Raw genomic sequence first — 22,767 nt, 5'->3', positions numbered from 1 at the left:
GCGGCGGCGCACGGCGCGGCGCGGCCGGCGCGGCCGGCGCGGCCGCGCACGGTGCGGCGGCGGCGATCCCGTGCCGCGTTGACCGCTCGGTGCCCGGTTGCAGAGCCGCACGGAGCCGTCAACCTCGCACCACCCGGCGACCCCCGCACGGTGCGACGGCGGCGTGGTGCGGTGGCGCACGGTGCGGCGGCGGCGATCCCGTGCCGCGTTGACCGCTCGGTGCCCGGTTGTAGCGCCGCACGGAGCCGTCAACCTCGCACCAGCCGAGACTCCGGGGTCAGGCGGGGTCAGGCAGGGCGACGGGAGCGCCGACGGCCCTCGTGCGACCACGCGGACGACGGCAGCAGGCTCGGCGGCAGCAGGCGCGACCGCAGCACCCGTCCACCGGAGACCGAGGCGTCGAGGGCTTCCCGCGCCTGCTGCACGTGCTGCACGAGCGCCTCGCCGTCGACCGCTGCGACCCCGCCAGCCGCGAACCGTTCACGGTCGACGGCATCGACCACGGCGTCGAGGTGCGGGAGCGCCGAGGCCGGCAGCACCGGACGGAGTCGCCCGAGGACGGCCCGGGCGGTCCGGGCCGCAGCCCCTGCGTCACCGGGTGGTGCCAGCCCCGGGGCGTAGCCGTGGTCGGCGACGTCGTCGAGGGCCTCACGCCAGGCATTCACCGCGGGTGAGCGACCCGCGGCGACGGCGGACAACCGCGACCGCCGACGGAGCGCTCGGACGAGTCCGGGGGCGATGAGCAACGCGAGGACGAGTGCCGCGCCGAACAGCAGGCCGGCCGGACCGCTGCCACCCGAGGCACCGGCCGCACCGGGCTGCGCCGACGCCGAGGGGGTCGGCGTCGCCGAGGACTCGGCAGGTGCGGACTGCTCGGGCGCGGGCAGCGGGGACTCGGGCGTCGCGGCGGTCGGGGTCTCCGTGGGTTCGGTCGAGGGCTGCGCTGCCGCGTCGGAGTCCGGCGTCGGCTCGAACGCGACCCACCCGGCCCCCTTGATGTACAGCTCGGGCCAGGAGTGCAGCTGCCGGTTCGACACCGCGTACTCACCGTCTGGCTGCGCCGCCCCGGCCCGGTACCCCACCGCGATGCGGGACGGGATGCCGAGCGTCCGGGCCATCACGGCCATCGCCGACGAGAAGTGGACGCAGTAGCCCTCGCGCACCTGCAGGAAGGTCGAGACGACGTCCATGCTGTCGCCGTCGTAGCCCTGCTCGACGGGGGCCGTCTCGGAGTAGGTGAACAGGTCGCTGCGGAACCACTGCTCGAGGGCGCGGGCCTGGGCGTAGTCGTCGGACGCGGCCCCGGCCACCCGCTCCGCGGTCGACGTGATGTTCGCGGGGAGGTCCTTCGGCAGCGTCAGGTCGGTCTGCAGCTGGTCACCGCTCGGCTCGCGGAACCCCCGGCCGTCGGCACGGGACAGGACACCCGAGGCCGCGACGGCGTCGAGGTACGCGTTCGCGAAGGTCGAGGCACCGTAGACCTCGTACGTCGCACCGCGCGGCGTGGCCGGACCGGTGGACCGCACGGTGCTCGAGGACCCCATCCAGCGCCACTGCGACAGGTCGAGGTTGGTGGAACGCGACTCGATCGACACCGCCCCGGACGGCACCGGTAGGTACGTGCTCGACAGCCCGGTGATCCGGACCGTGACGTCACCGCGCGTCGCCAGGCGGGGGTTCACGCCCTCGGCCCACTGCTGTTGGTCGGCGGTGTCGGCCTCGGCGGCGTTCGTCACCGTCGGCACCCAGTCCCCGGTGCCGAACTCGTCCAGGTCGGCGAGCTTGAGGTACTCGGGCTGGCCGTCGGACGACCGGTAGCGGAGCACCTCGAGTTCGCTCGGCTGCCGCAGGTCGTTACCGAGCTCGAGCAGGGTGCCGGGTCGCCCGGGCTGGATCGGCGACTGGATGGCCCCGGTGACGCCGGACAGCCAGCTCGCGTTGAGCGGCACGATCGCGGGCAGGCCGATCGCGACGACGAGCCCGATCGCACCGACGACCGCGGCCGGGACCGCTCGCTGCACGGGTCGGACCGACAGCCACAGCAGGGCGAGGAAGGCGACGGCCGTGGTGATCACGAGTGCGGTGCCCGCCGGCTGTCCGGTGATGATCCCCGGGACGATGAGGATGACGAGTGCGGGCGCGGCGGCGAGCGACGGGATCCGGGCGATCGCGGCGAGGAACAACGAGACGCCCGCCACCCAGGCGATCGACACGGTCACGACCAGCCGGATCGCGTCGGTCTGCGGCAACGGCGCGGGGTTCAGGCGGATGGCGGCGAGCGTCTCGCCCAGCGCCCCGTCGGCGTCGAGCCAGCCGAGGGGTTGCACGTCGTTGACCAGGGCGGCGGCGCACGAGCACAGCACGAGGGTGGCGACGAGTGCCACGAACCGGACCCCGGGGGCCCGGCGACGCACCGCGAGCATGACGGCCACGAGCACCGCGACGACCACGACGCCGGACACCCACCAGGCGGTGCCCTGCACGAGCGGGCGGATCGCGAGCGCGGCGATGAGCACGGGCACCGGGGCGAGCGCGACGACCCAGGTGCTCGGGGTGTCACGGGTGTCGTCGTCGCGGTCCAGGACCTCACGCACGTCGACGGGTCGACGCGACGACGCAGCGGCGCCGCTCACCGTGCGGCTCCGGACGCGGTCGCCCCGGCGACCGGCACCACGAGGGTGCGCCAACCGCCGCGGTCGAGGATCCCCCGGACCACCGGGTCCGGCGGCACGATCGTCGCCATGATCCCGCGGCTTGATCCGCTCGTCGCCGTCACGAGTTCGGCCGCTTGCTCGGCGGTGCAGTTGCCGGTGACCACCGCGGTCATGCCGTGCACGTCCCGCCCGCGCACCTCGGGCAGGACCTCGGTGACCGGACGAGCGTCGCTGCGGAGCCGGACGTCCGCGAGTCCGACGAGCACGTCGGTGAGGCCGCCGACGTCACCGGCGTGCCGGGTGCTGCCGGACGGCCCGTCGCTCACGAGCACGACGCGCGAGGTCCGGGCAGCGAGGGCGCGGGCGACACTGGCGGCGACGACGACGGCGTGCTCGAAGGCCTGGTCACCGCCCAGGTCGGACAGCTCCGCCAGGTCCTCACGCCCGAGGCCCTGGTAGGACTCGCGCCGGACGTCGAGCGCGATGACGGCCTCGGGTGGTTGCGCCTGCGTGGTCTGCCGGACGTGCAGTTCGCCGCGGCGAGCACTCTGCGCCCAGTGCACCCGACGGATGGGGTCGCCGGGACGGTACGGCCGGAGTTCGCTGTCGTCGGCGGACCCGCCCTGCCCGACCCGTCCTTCGTCGGCGGAGACGGCCCCGGCGAGGGCGCCGGTGTCGATCGCGGCGAGGGGTGCGCTCGCGGGGACGACGACGACCTCTTCCGCCGGCACCACCGGGCGGTCGATGCGGAGCAGGCCGAAGGGGTCCTCGACCCGGATGGTGACGGGTCCGACGAGCGTGCGGCCCCGGTGCATCGCGAGTGCCTCGACGTCGAGCACCGCTGGCGGGACACCCGGGCCGACGAGCGCGTAGGTCTCCGCCTCGGACGCACTCGCGAAGGCGTCCTCGAGCTGTTCGCGGACGAGCAGGGTCGACCGCGGGCCGATCGGCAGACTGGTGCTGCCGAGGGTGATCCGCTCGCGGTACACCTCGCCGACCTGCACGATCGCGCGGGCCGTGCTCCGGCTGCCCCGGAGCGGTGCGGCGACCACGAACGCCATCACGATGCCGAGCACGACGAGCACGAGCAGCAGCAGCCCGGCCGAGACGGCGACGCTGGTGGTGCCCACGAGCCCACCCCCGATCAGCCCGATGCCGATCGCGATGACGGTCCAGCCGCGCACGGTCGGACGGGGGAACGGCGTGCGCCGGAGCAGGGACAGCCCACGGCGGCCGAAGCGCCCGAGCGTCGAGCGCGCGGCACCGGTGCGCCGCAGCAGCGACGACGGTGCCGATCGGCCGGGCATCAGGAGCGGACGGGGGTCGCCGTGAACGGCACGGCGGTGTCGGAGACGATGCGGACGACGATCTCGCGCACGGTGTCCTCGCCCGTGCCACCGAGTCCGCGCGCCACCGGCACGAGCCGGTGGGCGAGCACGATCGGTGCCAGCGCAGCGACGTCGTCCGGCGTGACGAACGGCCGGCCGAGCAACGCCGCGTGGGCACGGGCCGCCTGGGCCAGGTGCAGCGTGGCGCGGGGGCTGGCGCCGAGCACCAGGTCGGGGTGGGTGCGGGTGGAGCGGACGATCGCGATGACGTACGCCTCGACGTCGGGGGCGATGTGGACGTTCGCCACGGCCTCGATGATCCCGCGCAGCGTGGTCACGTCGACGATCGGTCGCAGGTGCGACAGCGGGTCGCCGCCGCCGCGGTTCGCGAGCATCTGCCGTTCGGCGTCGACGCTCGGGTACCCCATCGTGATGCGCGCCATGAAGCGGTCACGCTGGGCCTCGGGCAACGGGTAGGTGCCCTCCATGTCGATCGGGTTCTGCGTCGCCACGATCATGAAGGGGCGGTCGAGCAGCCGGGTCACGCCGTCGACCGTGACCTGCGACTCGGCCATCGCCTCGAGCAGGGCGGACTGGGTCTTCGGGCTGGTGCGGTTGATCTCGTCACCGATGACGACGTTCGCGAACACCGGCCCCGGTGAGAACCGGAACGTGCCAGAGGACTGGTCGAAGATGTTCACCCCGGTGACGTCCGACGGCAGCATGTCGGACGTGAACTGGATGCGGTTCACCGAGCCGCCCACCGAGGCGCCGAGTGCCTTCGCCAGGACCGTCTTGCCGACGCCGGGGACGTCCTCGACGAGCAGGTGTCCCTCGGCCAGCATCACGGTGAGGGCGGTGCGGATCGCCTCGGTCTTGCCGTCGATCACCGTCGAGACGGACGCGACGATGGCGTCGCCGACCTCTCGGATGCGCTCGAGGGGGAAGGCGGGGTCGGTCGGCTCCGGCACGCAGGGCTCCTCGTCTCGGGACAGGTGTCGTGCATGCTACATCGGTCCGGTGACAGCGCCCGGTGGGCGTGTCACCGATGCGCACTGGACGGGAGGCCCGTGGAGCGTGCGCCGATCAGCGCACGTCCCACGGGCCTCCCGTCCGGATCACGTGGTGCGTCTCAGACGCGACTCACGCGCGCGTCGTGAGCGCCGTGTCGGCTGCGAGCAGGACCTTCGCGGCGACCGCGACCCCTTCTTCGCGACCGAGCTCGGTGTCCTCGTGCTCGATGTTGACCCACATGTCCGGGTCCACCTCGCGCAGGGCCTCGAGGAACGCCGACCAGTACGCCTCGTCGTGACCCTTGCCGAGCGCGACGAAGTCCCACGCGGACGGCTTCGGCCACTCGTTGGCCCACTCGTCGCCACCGAGGTTCGTGCGCGGCTCGTCCGGCGACAGCCGACGGAACGAGTTGTCGAGCACGCCGTTGATCGCCGCGTGCGGGTTGATCCGGACGTCCTTCGCGGCGGCGTGGAAGACCAGGTCGCCGAGGTCGCGGACGACCGCCACCGGGTCCATCTGCTGCCAGAACAGGTGACTCGCGTCGAGTTCGACGCCGGTGTTCGTCAGGCCACCACGTTCTACGAGCTCGCGGATCGTCGCCGGGTTGAACACCACGTTCTGCGGGTGCAGCTCGAGTGCGACCTTGACCCCGTGCTCCCGCGCCAGGGCGTCGATCTCCTGCCAGAACGGCACGGCGACGCTCCACTGGTACTCGATGACGTCGAGCGCGGCGGAGTTCCAGGCGTTCACGATCCAGTTCGGTCGGGTGCCGCCGGGCTCGCCCGCCGGCAGCCCGGACATCGTGACGACGCGGTCCTGCCCGAGGCGGGCGGCGAGACGGATGCTGCGCCGGATGTCCTCGGCGTGGGCCTGACCGATCGCTCGGTCCGGGTGCAGCGGGTTGCCGTTGCAGTTCAGGCCGGCGATGGACACCCCGGTGCCCTCGAACTGCGCGAGGAAGGCGTCACGTGCTGCGTCGTCCTCGAGGATCGCGTCGATGTCCGGCACGTGCACCGGCGGCAGGAAGCCGCCGGTGTTCAGCTCGATGCCGGTCAGGCCGTTGCCCGCGATGGCCGTCAGGGCCTCGGCGAGCGGCCGGTCGTGGAAGATGGCGTTGTAGAGACCGAGCTTCATGCGTGCGCTCCTTCGGTGGTGCGGACGGACGGCACCTCGAGGGAGGCCCCACCGGCCCCGGCGGACCGTGCCACCGCGTCGAGGATCTCCATGTTGTGCACGCCGTCGTCGAACGTGGCGTTGGCGGGCAGCGGGTCGGCGACGCCGGCGACCTCGTCGAGGAACGCGCGTGCCTGGTACTCGAACATCTGGTTCTGTCCCCAGCCGACACCGGGCGCGTCCATCGCCATGCCACCGGCGACGTAGGGGTGGTCCGGGCCGAGGACGACCTGGCGGTACCCACCGAGGCGGGAGCCGTCGGACTGCAGCGCGAGGCCGATCTCCGACGCGCGCTCCTGGTCCCAGCGCGCTGCGCCGTTCTCGCAGAAGACCTCGATGACCAGGCCGTTCGGGTGCGCCGTGGCGACCCGTGACACCTCGAGCGAGCCCACCACGGAGCCGTCGCCGAAGCGTGCGTTGAAGGTGGCGTAGTCGTCGTTCTCGACGTCGGCGAACTCACCGGTCAGCGGGACGGCCTGGCCGCGCAGGGCGAACCCGGCGGCGATCGGGCGCTTCGTGATGGCGGTCGTGAACATGCCGCCGTTGACGCTCTGCACCTCGCCGGCCAGGAACTCGGCCACGTACGCCAGGTGGGAGCCGACGTCGGCGAGGGCTCCGGTGCCGGGGGCGCCCGCGAAGCGCCATGAGAAGGGCACGTCGGGCGACGAGCCGTAGTCGGTCCAGTAGCGGGCGGAGACGTGCAGGACACGGCCGAGCGTGCCGTCCTCGACGAGCTGCTTGATCGCGGCGAGGCCAGGGGCGCGGCGGTAGGTGAAGCCGACGCGGGCGACGAGCCCGCGCTGCGATGCCTCGGTGGCCGCGGTGGCCATCGCCCGTGCGTCCTCGAGCGAGTCCGACAGCGGCTTCTCGCACAGGACGTGCTTGCCGGCGGCCAGCAGCCCCTCGACGATCTCGCGGTGCAGCGTGTTCGCGACGACGACGCTCACGACGTCGATGTCGTCGGCCTCGGCGATGGCTCGCCAGTCCGTGTCGTGGCGGGCGTAGCCGAAGCGCTGCGCAGCCTCGGCCGCCAACGGCTCGTACACGTCGCCGATCGACACGAGCCGCACGGGCGGCAGCGTCGGGGCGAAGAGTGAGGGTGCGTTCCGCCACGCGGCCATGTGGGCCTTGCCCGCCATGCCCGCCCCGATGACGGCGACGCCGATGCTGTCGCTCATGGTTCTCTCCTTCGAGAAGTCCGGTGCCGATTCTGGAACGTTCCAGAACGTGTCGGTAGACTGTAGCCCGACCACCCCATGTCCTGTCAAGGAGCCGCGTGTCACGACCCCCGACGATCATCGACGTCGCGACCCGTGCCGGCGTCTCGAAGTCACTCGTCTCGATGGTGCTCCGCGACGACCCGGGTGTCTCCGACGCACGCCGCTCGGCCGTGCTCGCGGCCGCCGCCGAGCTCGACTACCGCCCCAACCGCGCCGCCGCGATCCTCGCCGGCACCCGGACCCGCACCGTCGGCGTCATCGTCGACGACTTCCGCAACCCGTGGTTCGTCCCCCTGCTCGACGGCATCCGCGACGCGCTCGCACCGCACGGCCTGCGGCTCACCCTCGCGGACACCCGTGCGAACGCCCACCTCGACTCCTCGCCGTTCGACGACCTCGTCTCGCTACGGGTCGACGGCGTCGTCCTCGCCGCCGAGGGCTTCCCCGACCTCGTCGTGCCGGCCGACACCCCCGTCGTCGTCGCCGGCGCCCGCGCCGACGTGCCCGGCGGGCTCGACGTCGTCGCCTCGGACGAGGCCGCCGGCGGCCGGTTGGCAGCGGATCACCTGATCGGACTCGGTCACCGCCGCATCGTCCACGTCACCGGTTCGGGAGGCCCGGCTGCGGTCCGCCGCGAGGGCACCGTCGCGCGGATGGTCGCGTCCGGCATCGCGCCACTGGTCTACGGCGACGGCCCGACGTCCGAGACGACCGGGTACGAGGGCACCCGCCGCGCACTGCGGGACCACCCGGACCTGACGGCGGTGTTCGCCGCGAACGACGTCATGGCGATGGGTGCGATCGCCGCCGTGCGCGAAGCCGGACTCCGGGTCCCCGAGGACGTCTCGGTGGTCGGCAACGACGAGACCCCGCTCGCCGCCTCGCCCCTGCTGCGTCTGACCACGGTCGACCCGCACAACGACGAGGTCGGGCGGCTCGCGGCGAACCGGCTCGTGGAGCTCGTCGGCGCGGCCGAACGACCTACTCCGAGCCGGGTCCTGGTGCCGCCGTCGCTCGTCGTGCGGTCCACGACGGCGCCGCCGCGGGCCTGAGAAGCAGGCCACCCCGCGACCGCAGCGCGCGGGGCGGCGGTGATCCGGGCCTCCCGGCCGACGGATCAGACGCTGGCACCCTCGAGCCGGTCGACCGCGACCGCGAGTTCCTCGAGTTCCGGGACCTCGCGCGCTTCGGCGAGCGCCCCCTCGAGCGCAGCGGCGTGGATCGGCGTGGCCGCATCCAGCAGCCGCTGACCGGCATGGGTGAGCTCGGTGTAGAGCCCGCGGCGGTCGTCGGCGCAGAGCACGCGGGTGAGCAGCGCACGTTCCTCGAGTCGGTTGACCAGCCGGGTCGTGGCACTCGGGCTGAGGGCCGCTGCGCGGGCGAGCTGCTGCATGCGCATGTGGAAGCCGTCCTGCCGGCGCAGCGCGTCGAGCACGGTGTACTCGACCACGGACAGGTCGACGTCGCGCAGCGCGCGCTCGAGTCGCGTCTCGATCAGGCCGTGCAGTGCCGCCAGGGTGCGCCAGCCGTGGGCACGGACGGCGGTGGAGGTGTCGTCGACGGACATCGGGCTCCTTCTGGTCGGCTGCGCGGCCGGTCGCCGCGGTCGGTCGCCGCGGTCGTTGCGGGCGCGTGCAGTTGCTTGCGCGGATACCCCGCGTGTGCAACTATCGATACCGCGCGTCTGCAACAACCAGCGTACGCGGCACAGCGCCACCGCACAACGGAAGGAACCCCCATGCCCGCGGGACTCATCGCCCTCGCACTCGGCGGATTCGGCATCGGACTGACCGAGTTCGTCATCACCGGCCTGCTGCCCGAGGTCGCCGCCGACTACGGCGTCACCGAGACCACGGCCGGCTGGCTCGTCACCGGCTACGCACTCGCCGTCATCGTCGGCGCCCTCGGCCTGACCGCAGCCACCACTCGGCTCCTCCGCAAGCCCGTCCTGCTCGGGCTGCTCGTGCTCTTCATCATCGGCAACACGCTGTCGGCGATCGCACCGACCTACGAGGTGATGATGTCCGGACGCGTCATCGCGGCACTCTGCCACGGAGCGTTCTTCGGCATCGGCTCCGTCGTCGCCGCGAACATGGTCGAGCGCTCGAAGCGCGCCTCGGCCGTCGCCCTGATGTTCACGGGACTGACGGCGTCGAACGTGCTCGGGGTGCCGTTCGGCACGTTCCTCGGCCAGGCGCTCGGCTGGCGTTCGACCTTCTGGGCCATCGTCGCGATCGGAGTCGTCGCCCTGGTCGGCGTCCTCGCGCTCGTCCCCGCCGTCCGCCAGGCCGAGACGCCGTCACTGGCCCGCGAGCTCGGCGTCTTTCGCTCCGGCCAGGTGTGGCTGTCACTCGGCATGACCGTGCTCGGCTACGGCGGGATGTTCGGGGCGTTCACCTACATCGCGTACACGCTGACCTCGGTGTCCGGCTTCCCGTCCTCGGCGGTGCCGTGGCTGCTCGTGGTGTTCGGCGTCGGGCTGTTCGTCGGGAACTTCGTCGGCGGCAAGCTCGCCGCACGCTCGATCGACCGGACCCTGCTCGTCGTGCTCGTCGCCCTCACCGTGGTGCTCGGACTGTTCGCCCTCGTCGCGACCTCGCCCGTGCTGACCGTCATCGCACTCGTGCTCATGGGCACCTTCGGGTTCGCGACCGTGCCGGCCCTGCAGACGCGCGTGATGCAGTACGCAGACCACGCGCCGACCCTGGCGAGCGGGGCGAACATCGCCGCGTTCAACCTCGGGAACGCGCTCGGTGCCTGGATCGGTGGGCTCACCATCGCCGCTGGGCTCGGCTACACATCGCCGATCTGGGCGGGCGCCGGGATCACCCTGGCCGCCGTGGCCCTGACGCTCGTCGCCATGGGTGCCGTGCGGCGTGGGCGTTCGCGCGGGGCTGGCGAGCTGACCTCGACAGGGAGCGTCGCGACGGCCTGACGGTCACCCGTCGCTTCAGCGGTCGGCGCCGCGGAGGAAACCCTCCGCGAGTGCCTCGATCCGACGTAACGCGGTCTGACCGGGGTTCGCTCGAGCACACCACTGTTCAATAGTTCGCCGTGTTCACGTTGGTTGAACACTCGCCAAAAGTGAACACCAGGAAGCGCGGCTGATCCAGTCGGGCGCAGGGACGACGAAACCCCGGTCCGATCGGACCGGGGTTTCGTGGAGTGCGGAGACGGAGGGATTTGAACCCTCGGTCCCCTAAAGGGGACTCCACCTTAGCAGGGTGGTGCACTCGGCCGGACTATGCGACGTCTCCAAGCACTCTCGCGAGCGCTCCGACCACCATACAGGAGGACCGGGCCACTCTCGACCCGACCGCACCCCCGCGCGTGGCACGGTCGCGGAACGCGGGTCCCCCGAAGTGGGGACACCTCGGGGTTGTCCCGACGTACCCCGGTGAATAGCATCATCGAGACGCGGCGATCACATTCCGGGGCTCGTCCCCGTAGTCGCGACACAGCACCGACGTCGCTCTCCGAGCCGGGCCCGGCGCGCCCGGTTGCCTGGCGCCCGCTCGGGGAGCGGCCCCTCTCCGGCCGTCCGGGTTCCCGAGACTCGGGCTGGACACCCCGAGACTCGGGCTGAACGACGGACCCCTGGGCGCGGTGCCCGAGAAACGTCGCCTACGTCGAGTCTCGGACCCAGAGCCCCAGCCGGGTCAGTAGCCGAAGGCCTTCGAGCAGGTCTCCTGGTCGGCGGACTGCCCCTCGAGCCCGTCGATGGTCTCCGGCGTCGCGGATGCCGTCGGAGCAGCGGCGGCAGGCGACGACGGCGCAGCAGCCGCGGGTGCGGACGCCGGAGCCGACGGCGCCGCAGCAGCCGGCGCCGAGGCCGCTTCCGACGGCGCCGCGTTCGCCTCGGACCCGATGCCCGTGCTGTCCTCCCCCAGGGAGAACGACTGGTCCGCCTTGATCTTCGCGAACAACTGGTCGGCCAGGTACGTCGTCGGCTGGACCTTGCCCTCGTAGACACCGGTGCCGCCGGTCGTGCCCGGGTACTGCACGAAGTTCACCTGCGACAGCGGGAGGTCCTGCAGCGCCCGACCCATCTGCACCATCGTCCCGATGTCGTTCAGGCTCTGGGACAGCTGCATGTTCGACGCCGCGGCACGGGCCAGCTTGTACAGGGTGGTCGGCGACGTGAGCGTGTCGTTCGACTTCACGGTCCGGAGCAGCGACGACAGGAACACCTGCTGGCTCGAGATCCGGCCGAGGTCGGAACCGTCACCGACGCCGTGCCGGGTCCGGAGGAACGCGAGTGCTTCGTCGCCCTGCAGGGTCGAGGTACCGGCGGGCAGGTCGAGCCCGGTGTAGGGGTCCTCGATCGGCTGCGCCACACAGACCGGCACACCACCGATCGCGTTCGACATCTCGATGACGCCGTTGAACGAGACCGCGGCCGAGTACTGGATGTCCAGGCCGGTGAGCCCCTGCACGGTCTGGGTCACGCAGTTCAGCCCGCCGTCGCTGAACGAGGTGTTGATCGGCTGCGCGGCCATGGCCGGCGCGGTGCCGGAGCCGTCGGTCTTCTTGCACGCGGGGATCGGGGTGACGAGGTCGCGGGGGATGCTCACCGCGGTCGCGTTGGTGTGGTCGGCCGAGACGTGGAGCAGGATGTTGACGTCGTTGAGCGTCGCGTCGCGCTCCCCGAACTCCGCGGACTGGTCCGGGTCGTTGTCCGTCCCGACGACGAGCATGTTGAAGCCACCCTTGTACGCGCTGAGCGACGGCGCCTTGGTGCCGTTCGACCGCGGCGCGGGCTGCCCCTCGATCTGCACGCCGTCACCGAGGTCGTCGGTCACCTGCTTCGCGGCGATCGCGGCGACCGAGGCGGTGCTGACGAGCGCGACTGCGGCGACGCTCGCGACCAGCGCAGCGACGGTCCGGAAGGGTCCGGACCGACGGAGACGTCCGTGCCGTGCGATCCCGTCGGCTCGGTTGAGACGGTGGGAGCGATCGCGGACGTCGTTCACGGGCTCTCCTGTCGTCGGTGGACGCGCCGGGGTGGCAACCGGTCAAGGCTGCCACGGAGGTCCCTGGCGATCCAGTGCGAACGACGTCGGAGCGAGGCCACCGGGCCACCGTCGACCCCCGGATCCGTGCGCCGTGGCGCCGACCTGTACGAACCCGCAGCCGGGACGGCTCAGGAGGCCACGGCCACCCGGAACCGGTCCGGCAGGGCGATGAGCGCCGCCGCGAGCTCGAGCAGCACCACGGCGCAGTCGTCGAGCGCGTCACGCTCCGCTGCCCGCACGGCCTGGTCGACGAGGTCGAGTCGCCGCGCCCGGTCGACCACGGCGTCGATCCCGTTGGCCAGTGCGATGTCGTCGGTGAAGAACGTGTCGAGCACGGTGCGCTGCGACAGCATCCAGTCGGCGCTGACCGAGGCGCCGCGCCGCCGGAGGAACCACGCGGCGAGTTCGACGAAGGCCCCGGCTTCGGTCCAGCACTCGCGGAGCCAGGCCGGGTCGAAGCGGTCGTCGTGGCCCGTGCCGCTCACCGGCGGGTCGACGACCAGCGCCCGGGCGATGCGCAGGCGCTCGGTCATCTGCCCGACGGACCACTGCGTGATCACCACGCCGACGTACCGCTGCACGGTGACGAGCTGATGGGACTCGAGGGAGACGAGGGCTTCGCGCACCGGCGTGCGGGAGACCCGCATGTCCTCGGCGATGGTGTCGAGGCGCAGGCGCTGCCCGCGGCGGTACTCGCCGCGCAGCACGCTGTCGAGCAGGCGGAGGAAGACCGCGTCGCGCAACAGACTGCGCCGGAGACCGTGGGGGTCGCGGTCGCCCCGGCCGACACGCATCGGTGACTGCTCCATCGCGCCAGCCTCACGCACGGCGGTCACCCTGGCCGACCGCACCGGCACCGTCGTGGATCGTCGTGGTGGGTGTCGAGCTGTGGAGGAGTGCCATGCCAGCACCGTGGCACCACGACGACGGCCGTGCTAAACACTCTGAATACAGAATGTTGCATGGCCGCCGTCGCTGTTCAGCGCCGCTGCTGTTCCGCGTCCCCGGTGAGGACGGACAGGGGCTGGGTGACGTCCTCGAGCCCCTTCCGTGCGGCATCGACCCCGAAGACCAGGGCTATCACCCCACCGCCGATCATCACCGCGGACCCGAGCAGGTACCCCCAGAAGAGCGGTTCCCGCGAGGACCCGTCCCCGATGAAGGCACCGTAGATCAGCGGTGCGACCGCACCGAAGACCTGCGCGAGGGCGAAGAAGTACGAGATGGCCTGCGACCGCAGCTCGAGGGGGAAGATCTCGCTGACCGTCAGGTACGCGCTCGAGGCACCGGCGGAAGCGAAGAAGAACGACACGCACCAGAAGGCCACCTGCACCGTCGCCGAGATCGCGTCGGCGCGGAACAGGAACGCCGAGGTCGCCAGGACGAGCCCCGACACCAGGTACGTCAGGAAGATCATCTGCCGACGGCCCCACGTGTCGAAGAACCGACCGAGGATGATCGGTCCGAGCAGGTTCCCGATCGCGAACGGGAAGAAGTAGATCGACGTCTGCGCGGTCTTCAGGCCGAAGAAGTTCGTCAGGACGAGCGCGTAGGTGAAGAAGATCGCGTTGTAGAGGAACGCCTGGGTGATCATCATCGACGCCCCGACCAGGGTGCGCGTCGGGTACTGCTTGAGCAGCACGCGCGCGATGGTCAGGAACCCGACGCGGTCGGTCGGCGTGACGGTCATGGCCTTCGACTCGTCGACGTCCGGCAGCCGCTTGCCGGTGGATTTCTCGACCGCCTCCTCGATCTGGGTGACGGTCGCTTCGGCCTCTTCCTCGCGCCCGTGGGTCATGAGCCAGCGCGGACTCTCGGGGATGTGCCGCCGCAGGAAGATGATCGCGATGCCGAGCACCGGGCCGAGGAAGAAGCCGATGCGCCAGCCGATGCTCTCCGAGAAGTTGGCCGTGTCGAGCAGGTAGATGTTCGCGAAGGCGCCGAGCGCGGCGCCGCCCCAGTAGGTGCCGTTGATGGCGATGTCGACGTGGCCGCGGTACTTCGCGGGGATCAGTTCGTCGATCGCCGAGTTGATCGCCGCGTACTCGCCGCCGATGCCGAGGCCGGCGACGAACCGGAACGCGGCCAGGAACCAGAAGTCCTGGGCGAGACCGGCGACGCCCGAGCCGATCAGGTAGATCGCGAGCGTCAGGATGAAGAGCTTGCGCCGCCCGAGCCGGTCGGACATGCGTCCGAACACCAGCGCTCCGACCACCTGGCCGACCAGGTAGATCGTGCCGAGTGAGGTCACCTGTTGCGTCGACAGGTTCAGGTCGGCCTGGAAGCCGGCGTTGGAGACGATCTGGATCTCCAGCCCGTCCAGGATCCAGGAGACCCCGAGTCCGACGACGACACTCCAGTGGAACCTCGTCCACGGCAGTCTGTCCATCCTGGCGGGGACCAGGCTCTTGATCGCCCCGTTCGTGCTGCTCACGAGAGGGGAACCTACGCCGAGATCGGCGAGATGGTTCACATTCGGTACGACGGGGCCGGCTCGGAGCCGGATCCCCCTATCGAATCCGGCTCCGATGCCGGAGCCTCAATCATTGCGGTTGCTATGGAAACCCACAAGCGGACGGGAGGCGCGGTGCCAGCTGGCACCGCGCCTCCCGTCCGCAACGGCGTAACGTCCAGAACGTGACCCGACCCGACATCCGCACGGTCGGCGAGCTCCGCACTTCTGGCCACGTCCAGAAGACGGTCCGCGCCGAGATCCGCGACAACCTGCTCACCGCGCTGCGCGCGGGAGACGACCCCTGGCCCGGCCTGCACGGGTTCGAGACGACCGTGATCCCGCAACTCGAACGTGCCCTGATCGCCGGACACGACGTCGTCCTGCTCGGTGAGCGCGGCCAGGGCAAGACCCGCCTGCTCCGCACCCTGCAGGGCCTGCTCGACGAGTGGACCCCGGTGATCACCGGCTCCGAGCTCGGCGAGCACCCCTACGAGCCCATCACCACCGCGAGCGCCCGCCGAGCCGACGACCTCGGCGACGCCCTGCCGATCTCGTGGCGGCACCGCGACGACCGCTACGTCGAGAAGCTCGCGACGCCGGACACGAGCGTCGCCGACCTGATCGGCGACGTCGACCCGATGAAGGTCGCCGAAGGGCGCAGCCTGGGCGACCCGGAGACCATCCACTTCGGACTCGTCCCCCGGGGCCACCGCGGCATCGTCGCGATCAACGAGCTGCCGGACCTGGCCGAACGCATCCAGGTCGCGATGCTCAACGTGATGGAGGAACGCGACGTCCAGATCCGCGGTTACGTGCTCCGACTCCCCCTCGACGTGCTCGTGGTGGCCAGCGCGAACCCGGAGGACTACACGAACCGCGGCCGGATCATCACCCCGCTGAAGGACCGCTTCGGCGCGGAGATCCGCACCCACTACCCGATCGAACTCGAGGACGAGATCGCGGTCATCCGGCAGGAGGCGCAGCTCACCGCCGAGGTGCCGGACGCGATCGTCGAGATCCTCGCCCGCTTCACCCGTGCCCTGCGCGGGTCGAGCGCGGTCGACCAGCGCAGCGGTGTCAGCGCCCGGTTCGCGATCGCCGGCGCCGAGACGGTCGCCGCGGCGGCCGTGCACCGTGCAGCACGCCAGGGTGAGCCGGAGGCCGTCGCGCGACCGATCGACCTCGAGACGGCGGTCGACGTGCTCGGCGGCAAGATCGAGTTCGAGAACGGCGAAGAGGACCGCGCGGACGAGGTCCTCGAGCACCTGCTGCGGACCGCCACGGCCGAGACGGTGCGTGCCCGGTTCCGCGGACTCGACTTCGGGGTGCTCGTCGAGGCGCTCGACGGCGGGACGATGGTGACGACGGGCGAACAGGTCGGCGCACGGGCGTTCCTCGAAGGACTGCCGTCGATCGGCGAGTCCGACCTGTACGACCAGGTGTGCGAGCGTCTCGGTGCCACGAACGACGGCGAGCGCGCGGGTGCGATCGAACTCGCGCTCGAGGGGCTCTTCCTCGCCCGCCGCATCAGCAAGGAGTCCGGCGGGGGCGAAGCCGTCTATGGCTAGGCAGAACCGACGACTGACGCGGGACACCCGGTACGGGGCGTACACCGACGGACCGGATCCGCTCGCGCCGCCCGCCGACCTCGCCGAAGCGCTCGACGCCATCGGGCAGGACGTGATGGCCGGCACCTCACCGGAGCGCGCGATGCGGGAGTTCCTGCGCCGTGGCGGCCGGACGCAGCGCGGACTCGACGACCTCGCGCGCAAGGTCGCGGAACGGCGCCGCGAACTCACCGCGAAGAACAACCTCGACGGCACCCTGCAGCAGGTTCGCGAACTGCTCGACCAGGCGCTCCGCGCCGAACGCGGCGAACTCGCCCGCAACGTCGAGCTCGACGACGGCGACCGCGCCCTGGCCGAGATGCAGCTCGACAGCCTGTCCCCGTCGTCGGCCGCCGCGGTGCAGGAGCTCGGCGGTTACGACTGGACGAGCCGCGAGGCCCGGCAGAAGTACGACGAAATCAAGGACCTGCTCGGTCGCGAGGTGCTCGACCAGCGCTTCGCGGGCATGAAGCAGGCGCTCGAGGGGGCCACGGACGAAGACCGTGCCGCGGTCAGCGCGATGATGCAGGACCTCAACCAGCTGCTCGAGGACCACCGCGCCGGCACCGACTCGCAGGAGCAGTTCGACGCGTTCATGGCGGAGCACGCGGAGTACTTCCCGTCGAACCCCGCGAACGTCGACGAGCTGCTCGACGACCTCGCGGCACGGGCCGCCGCCGCCCAGCGCATGCGGAACTCGATGACCGAGGAGCAGCGCGACGAACTCGACACCCTCGCCCAGCAGGCCTTCGGCTCCCCCGACCTGATGGGGCAGCTGTCCCAGCTCGACGCCAACCTGCGGTCCCTGCGCCCCGGTGAGGACTGGGGCGGATCCGAGCGCATGGAGGGCGACCAGGGGCTCGGACTCGGCGACGGTACCGGGGTCTTCCAGGACATCGCCGACCTCGACGCCCTCGCCGACCAACTCGCCCAGTCCGGACCAGGCTCCGAGCTCGACGACCTGGACCTCGACGCCTTGACCCGGCAGCTCGGTGCCGAGGCCGCCGTGGACGCCAGGACCCTGCAGCAGCTCGAGAAGGCCCTGCGGAACTCCGGGGCGATGCGCCGCGGAGCGGACGGGCAGCTCCGGCTCACCCCGAAGGCCATGCGGCAGCTCGGCAAGAGCCTGCTCCGTGACGTCGCCGAGCGGATGTCCGGCCGACAGGGTGCCCGCGACATCCGGCAGTCCGGCGCGGCCGGCGAACCCTCGGGCGCGACCCGGCAGTGGGCGTACGGCGACACCGAGCCGTGGGACGTCACCCGGTCGATCACCAACGCGCTGACCCGGACCGCGGCCGACGGGCGGGTCGGCCCGGGCGTCCGCCTGACCATCGACGACGTCGAGGTGCAGGAGACCGAGTCCCGCACACAGGCCTGCGTGGCGCTGCTCGTCGACACGTCGTTCTCGATGGCGATGGAGGACCGCTGGGTGCCGATGAAGCGCACGGCCCTGGCGCTGCACACGCTCGTCTCGACGCGGTTCCGCGGCGACGACCTGCAGCTCATCGCGTTCGGACGCGAGGCCGAGGTCGTGGACATCGAGCAGCTCGTGGGTCTCGACGCGATGTGGGACAAGGGCACGAACCTGCACCACGCGCTGCTCCTCGCCAACCGGCACTTCCGGAAGCACCCGACCGCCCAACCCGTGCTGCTCATCGTCACCGACGGGGAACCGACGTCGCACCTCGAGCCGAACGGACAGGTGTGGTTCGACTACCCGCCGGACCCCGTGACGATCGCACTGACCGTTCGGGAGCTCGAGAACGCCGGTCGTCTCGGCGCCCAGACGACGTTCTTCCGCCTCGGCGACGACCCGGGGCTCGCACGGTTCATCGACGCGATGGCGAAGCGGGTGGACGGCTCGGTCGTCGCTCCGGAGAACGACGACCTCGGTGTCGCCGTCGTGGGGTCGTACCTGGGGTCGCGCCGCGGCGGGCCGTCGTTGTTCGACTAGCCGCCGGGTCGATCCCGACAGGGGCTGTTGCGCGGGGTTCCACGGTCGTATGCTGAGCGCCACCACAGTTGCCCCAGACCCCGGCCGCCGTGATCGTTCTTCCCGCGCTGACCTCGTCGGCGTGCCGGAAGCGGTCGGCCGAGTGCACCTGATCCGTTCTCGACCGGTCGACTCCCGCGGGGTCCCGGAGTGCAACGGCGCACGCCACCGGACGCCACGGGTCTCCGCGTCCACGGATCACGGACGCGGACCGGTCGGTGGGGTCCGGACCCGACGGGCCCCACCGTCCCGGACCGGGGTGTCCACGGCCGGCCGGGGTCGCCACGGCAGGCCAGGCCGGGGCGCCGGCTCACGACGGGTGCGTCAGAACAAGGGCCACGGCACCGCCGGGCCGTGCCCCGGCGGTGGCGGGAAGATGCCGACGGCCCGCAGCGCCGCACACCGCGCGCGCACCGTGTCGACCTCTTCCGCCGTCAGGTGTTCGGCGAGTTCGTCGCCCAGGGCACCGCGGAGCGCTTCCGACACCCGGTCGAGCCCCTCGAGTTCGTCCGGCCCGAGCGGCTCGCCGATCCACCCCCACAGCACCGTGCGGAGCTTGTGCTCGACGTGGAAGGCCAGCCCGTGGTCGACACCGAACCGGTGTCCGTCGGGCATCGCCAGCACGTGGCCACCCTTGCGGTCGGCGTTGTTCACCACGACGTCGAAGACGGCCATGCGGCGCAACGCCTCGGAGTCCTCGTGCACGAGCGTCACCGGCTGGTCGTGCTCGTCGATCGCCTCGAGGACGGGCAGCCACGGCGAACCCTCCGCCTCGGCGGTCTCGGGGGTGACGAGGTCGACGGCGTCCTGGTCCGGGTCGATCGTCTGCCAGCGCTGCACCATGCCGGGTCCGAACGGTCCGTCACCGAGCCACGTCGGTGGCACGATGCCCCAGCCGAACGCCTCGGACACCAGGTGCGCAGCGACCTCGCGGCCGGCGAGCGTGCCGTCCGGGAAGTCCCAGAGCGGGCGCTCCCCCTCGATCGGCTTGTAGACGACCGCCTCGCCGTCCAGCTCGGCCAGGAAGGTCGCGTTCGAGGCCTCGCGGATCCGCGCCGTGATGCTCAGTGAGCCGTCGCTCATGCGTCGCCGGGCGGACGGCCGGCGGCGACGATCTCGCGGGTGCGTTCGACGAACGCGCGTGCGGTGCCGACCGGGATCTTGACCTGGAAGAGCTCGTCGGGTTCGGGGATCTCGACGACCGCCTCGATCTCGAGGCCGTCCTCGCTCTCCTCGGACACGATCTCGACGTCATCGTCGATCGGGTACGCCTCGATGACCACCTGCGCCGTCGACGGGTCGAAGCCCAGGCTCAGGGCACCGGCGCGGAACTCGGGCTCCACCGGCTGGTCGAGCGGTTCCGGGTCGCGGAGCTCCACGGGGGCGGTGTCCGGCACGCTGAAGCGGTTCGCCTCGACCGTGGCGACCTCGTCCAGCAGCTCGTCGATCTTCTCGGCGAGCACGGCGGTCTGTTCCTTCTCGAGGGCGACGCTCGTGACGCGCTTGCCGGAGCGGGCCTGCAGGTAGAAGGCGCGCTCGCCCGGACGGCCGATGGTGCCGACGACGAGGCGGTCCGGCCAGTCGAAGCCGTGGACGATGGAGGGCATACCCGCATTGTAGGAGTGCGGGCCTGCGCCCGTTCAGGGTCTGGCAGGGCCTGCCTCGGACGGGGCCTCCGGATGTCCGGCCCCGCCGCCGACCGCTGCGTCCCCGCTGGGCGCCGGAGCGGTCGCGAGCCACGAGAGATCGCCGGACTCGGTGTTCGTCGCGACCACCTCGGGCCGGTGCTCGCCGTACCGCACGACCGACACCGACGCCGGCCCGACCCCGATGCGCTGGAACAGGTCGAGGTGCATGCCGAACGCGTCGGCCAGGACGGACTTGATGATGTCGCCGTGGCTCACCGCGACCCAGACCGCTCCGGGCCCGTGCTCCGCCTCGACCTCGGCGTCGATGCGCCGGACGGCCGACACCGCCCGGGACTGCATGGTCTGCATGGACTCACCGCCGGGGAACACCACGGCGCTCGGGTTCGCCTGCACCGTCCGCCACAGCGGCTCCTTCGCCAGGTCGACGAGCTTCCGCCCCTGCCACTCGCCGTAGTCCGCCTCGGTGATCGCCCGCTCGATGGCCGACGCGGGGTCGCCGGGCTGTCGCTCCAGGATCGCCCGGGCCGTCTGCCGGCACCGCTCGAGCGGACTCGACACGACGGCGACGACCGGCACGGCAGCGATGCGCTCCGCGGTGCGGTCGGCCTGCTTCCGGCCGACGGCGTCGAGTCGCACGCCGGCGGTGCGTCCAGCGAGCACGCCCGTGGCGTTCGCGGTGGTGCGTCCGTGTCGGACGAGGAGGACGGTCGCCATGTGCCCGATCCTAGGCGGCGATCACCGACGCCCCGGCCAGCCGACCGTCCACCACCGTGACGAGTTCGTCGAGGGTCCCGCGGTGCACCAGGTCGTGGGTGACCAGCATCGTCGCGGTGTCCCGCTCGCGCGTCAGTCGGGCGATGAGCTCCATGATCGCCGCGCCGCGCTCCTGGTCCAGCGCACTCGTCGGTTCGTCCACGAGCAGGACGTCCGGTTCGTGTACGAGTGCCCGGGCGATCGCGACGCGCTGCCGCTGCCCGCCGGACAGCTGCGCCGGCCGCTTGTCCAGGTGCTCGGACAGCCCCACCGCGTCCAGCAGGTCGTCGGCCCGGTCCCGGAGCCCTCCCGCGCGACGACCTCCGGCGGGGTGCCGGCCGCCGAGGTGCGCCATCACGAGCACCTGCTCCCGTGCGGTCAGCGACGGCAGCAGGTTCGACTGCTGGAACACGATCCCGATGTGCGCACGCCGCAGGGCGGTGGCTTCGTCCCGGGACAGCGCGGCCGCGTCGACGTCGCCGATGAGCACCCGACCGGAGTCCGGCCGGATGAGCGTCGCGGCGACGGCGAGCAGCGACGACTTGCCCGATCCGGAGGGGCCAGTGATGCCGGTCACGACGCCGGGCCGGGCGACGAGGGACACGTGGTCGACCGCGGTGATCCGCCGGTCGCCGTCGGGGAAGGTCAGGGTGACGTCGTCGAGGGTGATCATCGGTTGCTCCCGAGGGCGGTGAGGGGGTCGGCGGAGGTGACGGTGCGGAGCGCGACGGCGGCGCCGGCGAGTCCGAGGACGGCCATCGCGGCGGCCGGCACGACGGTGGTGACCGGGCTGAGCAGGAACGGCAGTGCACCGCCGGCGAGCGCGCCGAGTCCGACGACGGCCAGCATCCCGACGCCGATCCCCAGGACGAGCACGACGAGCGCCTGTCCGAGCGCATCGCGGACGAGTGATCCGGTGCTCGCGCCGAGGGCCTTGAGCACGGCGACGTCGCCGGCCCGCTGCATGGTCCAGACCGTGAAGAACGCCCCGACGACGAGCGCGGACACCCCGAAGAGCATGACGATCATCAGGCCGAGCGACCCGATCTCGGACCGGAAGGTCTCGAGGGCGGTCAGCGACCCGAGCGGCGACGCGGCGGACGTGCCGGTGGACGCTGCGACGGCGTCCCAGTCCGGGCTGCCGCTGACGGCCAGGACGGTCGGCGCGCCGTCGCCGCCGAGCCGCCGGTCGGCCGCGGCCCACGCCTCCGGGGTCATGGCGAGCACCGGTGTGTGGCTGTACCAGGCGTCGCCGCCGACGACGGCGACGCGGTAGTCCGTCCCGGTGACGGTGATGCGGTCGCCGACCTGCACGCCGAGGTCGGCCGCAGCACCGGACGACAGCCCGACCTGGTCGTCGCGACCGGGTGCGAGATCGGTGACGGGGGTCGACCGTGCTCCCGTCGGCAGCCCGACCAGCGCGACGCCGACGGCCGCGCCCGACCCCGCAGCGCCCGACCCCGCAGCGCCGGACCCCGCGCCCGGTGCCGTCGCCCGGCCCTGGACGATGCCCACCGGCACCACGTCGTCGACCCCGCGGGCCGCCTGCCAGCCGTCCACGGCCCGCTGCCCGATGGTGGAGTCGCCGAACGACGGCTGCCCGGTGGACGGCTGCTGCAGGACCAGGCGGTCGCCGGGCAGGTCGAGCACCGCCGAGACGTTCTGCGACGCGAGCCCGCCGGTGAGCCCGGCGAGGAACCCGACGAGCAGGGTGATGAGCGCCACGACGGAGCCGATGAGGACGAACCGGCCACGGGCGAACCGGAGATCGCGCCAAGCGACGAACACGGTGTTCCCTTCCCGGGTCGCAGACCTTCCACGACCACGACTCCCAGCCTCGCCGCGGTGCTCCCACCCGGCATCGCCGGAGGGTTCGGTCCTCCGATCGAACTTTCGGTTGATCCCC

At 72.0% G+C, this 22,767-nt stretch carries 18 protein-coding genes and 1 tRNA gene; 4 read left to right on the top strand and 15 right to left on the bottom strand.

Features of this window, described 5'->3' with window-relative positions; genetic code table 11:
* Positions 1-287: 287 nt before the first annotated feature.
* From ITJ69_RS18970 to ITJ69_RS18950, 5 genes are all read right to left on the bottom strand, one after another.
* Positions 288-2,633, bottom strand: coding sequence for a transglutaminaseTgpA domain-containing protein (locus ITJ69_RS18970; protein ID WP_194673665.1), 2,346 nt, complete (start codon positions 2,631-2,633; stop codon positions 288-290).
* Complete coding sequence (locus ITJ69_RS18965) at positions 2,630-3,961, bottom strand: DUF58 domain-containing protein (protein ID WP_132099885.1); 1,332 nt, start codon at positions 3,959-3,961, stop codon at positions 2,630-2,632. Before ITJ69_RS18965 ends, ITJ69_RS18970 begins: the two co-directional genes overlap by 4 nt.
* The gene (locus ITJ69_RS18960; RefSeq protein WP_235035938.1) at positions 3,961-4,953 is read right to left on the bottom strand and encodes an AAA family ATPase; all 993 of its coding nucleotides are present in this window, start codon (positions 4,951-4,953) and stop codon (positions 3,961-3,963) included. The genes ITJ69_RS18965 and ITJ69_RS18960 overlap by 1 nt, the downstream gene beginning before the upstream one ends.
* Positions 4,954-5,125: 172 nt before the next feature.
* Positions 5,126-6,130 carry a sugar phosphate isomerase/epimerase family protein gene (locus ITJ69_RS18955; protein WP_194673664.1) on the bottom strand — a complete coding sequence of 335 codons (1,005 nt, stop codon included), beginning with the start codon at positions 6,128-6,130 and terminating at the stop codon, positions 5,126-5,128.
* Complete coding sequence (locus tag ITJ69_RS18950) at positions 6,127-7,347, bottom strand: Gfo/Idh/MocA family protein (protein ID WP_194673663.1); 1,221 nt, start codon at positions 7,345-7,347, stop codon at positions 6,127-6,129. The genes ITJ69_RS18955 and ITJ69_RS18950 overlap by 4 nt, the downstream gene beginning before the upstream one ends.
* 98 nt (positions 7,348-7,445) lie before the next feature.
* On the opposite strand from ITJ69_RS18950, the gene ITJ69_RS18945 reads away from it, so the two are divergent.
* Positions 7,446-8,441 (top strand): LacI family DNA-binding transcriptional regulator, encoded by a 996-nt coding sequence (locus tag ITJ69_RS18945; RefSeq protein WP_194673662.1) that lies wholly within the window; start codon positions 7,446-7,448, stop codon positions 8,439-8,441.
* A 65-nt stretch (positions 8,442-8,506) separates the two neighbouring features.
* Here the strand turns inward: ITJ69_RS18945 and ITJ69_RS18940 are convergent, their stop codons facing one another.
* Positions 8,507-8,956 (bottom strand): MarR family winged helix-turn-helix transcriptional regulator, encoded by a 450-nt coding sequence (locus ITJ69_RS18940; RefSeq protein ID WP_123291868.1) that lies wholly within the window; start codon positions 8,954-8,956, stop codon positions 8,507-8,509.
* 171 nt (positions 8,957-9,127) lie between these two features.
* Between ITJ69_RS18940 and ITJ69_RS18935 the strand changes: the two genes are divergently transcribed.
* Complete coding sequence (locus tag ITJ69_RS18935) at positions 9,128-10,324, top strand: MFS transporter (RefSeq protein ID WP_194673661.1); 1,197 nt, start codon at positions 9,128-9,130, stop codon at positions 10,322-10,324.
* A gap of 233 nt (positions 10,325-10,557) precedes the next feature.
* Here the strand turns inward: ITJ69_RS18935 and ITJ69_RS18930 are convergent.
* The 4 genes from ITJ69_RS18930 to ITJ69_RS18915 form a co-directional block, all read right to left on the bottom strand.
* Positions 10,558-10,646 (bottom strand) — tRNA-Ser (locus ITJ69_RS18930).
* Positions 10,647-11,048: 402 nt separating this feature from the next.
* Positions 11,049-12,362 (bottom strand): LCP family protein, encoded by a 1,314-nt coding sequence (locus ITJ69_RS18925; RefSeq protein WP_194673660.1) that lies wholly within the window; start codon positions 12,360-12,362, stop codon positions 11,049-11,051.
* Positions 12,363-12,532: 170 nt separating this feature from the next.
* Entirely contained in the window at positions 12,533-13,213 is a 681-nt protein-coding gene (locus ITJ69_RS18920; RefSeq protein WP_123938362.1) for a GntR family transcriptional regulator, read from the bottom strand.
* A gap of 170 nt (positions 13,214-13,383) precedes the next feature.
* Positions 13,384-14,838, bottom strand: coding sequence for an MFS transporter (locus tag ITJ69_RS18915; RefSeq protein WP_311316753.1), 1,455 nt, complete (start codon positions 14,836-14,838; stop codon positions 13,384-13,386).
* Between the two features lie 203 nt (positions 14,839-15,041).
* Here ITJ69_RS18915 and ITJ69_RS18910 point away from each other — a divergent pair, with 203 nt between their 5' ends.
* Both ITJ69_RS18910 and ITJ69_RS18905 read left to right on the top strand, forming a co-directional pair.
* Complete coding sequence (locus ITJ69_RS18910; RefSeq protein ID WP_123291862.1) at positions 15,042-16,427, top strand: AAA family ATPase; 1,386 nt, start codon at positions 15,042-15,044, stop codon at positions 16,425-16,427.
* The gene (locus ITJ69_RS18905) at positions 16,420-18,420 is read left to right on the top strand and encodes a vWA domain-containing protein (RefSeq protein WP_194673659.1); all 2,001 of its coding nucleotides are present in this window, start codon (positions 16,420-16,422) and stop codon (positions 18,418-18,420) included. Before ITJ69_RS18910 ends, ITJ69_RS18905 begins: the two co-directional genes overlap by 8 nt.
* A 363-nt stretch (positions 18,421-18,783) precedes the next feature.
* Here the strand turns inward: ITJ69_RS18905 and ITJ69_RS18900 are convergent, their stop codons facing one another.
* Genes ITJ69_RS18900 through ITJ69_RS18880 form a run of 5 tightly spaced genes read right to left on the bottom strand, consistent with a single transcriptional unit; the run spans position 18,784 to position 22,649 of the window.
* The gene (locus ITJ69_RS18900; RefSeq protein ID WP_194673658.1) at positions 18,784-19,542 is read right to left on the bottom strand and encodes an SCO1664 family protein; all 759 of its coding nucleotides are present in this window, start codon (positions 19,540-19,542) and stop codon (positions 18,784-18,786) included.
* The gene (locus tag ITJ69_RS18895; RefSeq protein WP_123291859.1) at positions 19,539-20,066 is read right to left on the bottom strand and encodes a DUF3090 domain-containing protein; all 528 of its coding nucleotides are present in this window, start codon (positions 20,064-20,066) and stop codon (positions 19,539-19,541) included. Before ITJ69_RS18895 ends, ITJ69_RS18900 begins: the two co-directional genes overlap by 4 nt.
* A 33-nt stretch (positions 20,067-20,099) precedes the next feature.
* Entirely contained in the window at positions 20,100-20,822 is a 723-nt protein-coding gene (locus tag ITJ69_RS18890) for an MSMEG_4193 family putative phosphomutase (RefSeq protein WP_123938363.1), read from the bottom strand.
* A 10-nt stretch (positions 20,823-20,832) separates the two neighbouring features.
* A complete protein-coding gene (locus ITJ69_RS18885) occupies positions 20,833-21,534 on the bottom strand; it encodes an ABC transporter ATP-binding protein (RefSeq protein WP_132099876.1) in 702 nt (233 codons plus the stop codon).
* Positions 21,531-22,649 (bottom strand): ABC transporter permease, encoded by a 1,119-nt coding sequence (locus ITJ69_RS18880; protein WP_194673657.1) that lies wholly within the window; start codon positions 22,647-22,649, stop codon positions 21,531-21,533. The genes ITJ69_RS18885 and ITJ69_RS18880 overlap by 4 nt, the downstream gene beginning before the upstream one ends.
* Positions 22,650-22,767: the final 118 nt, after the last annotated feature.

The organism is Curtobacterium sp. VKM Ac-2887 (genome assembly GCF_015350935.1).
In the GTDB taxonomy this organism is placed as follows: Bacteria; Actinomycetota; Actinomycetes; order Actinomycetales; family Microbacteriaceae; genus Curtobacterium.
This window is presented reverse-complemented; position numbering and strand designations above follow the sequence as displayed.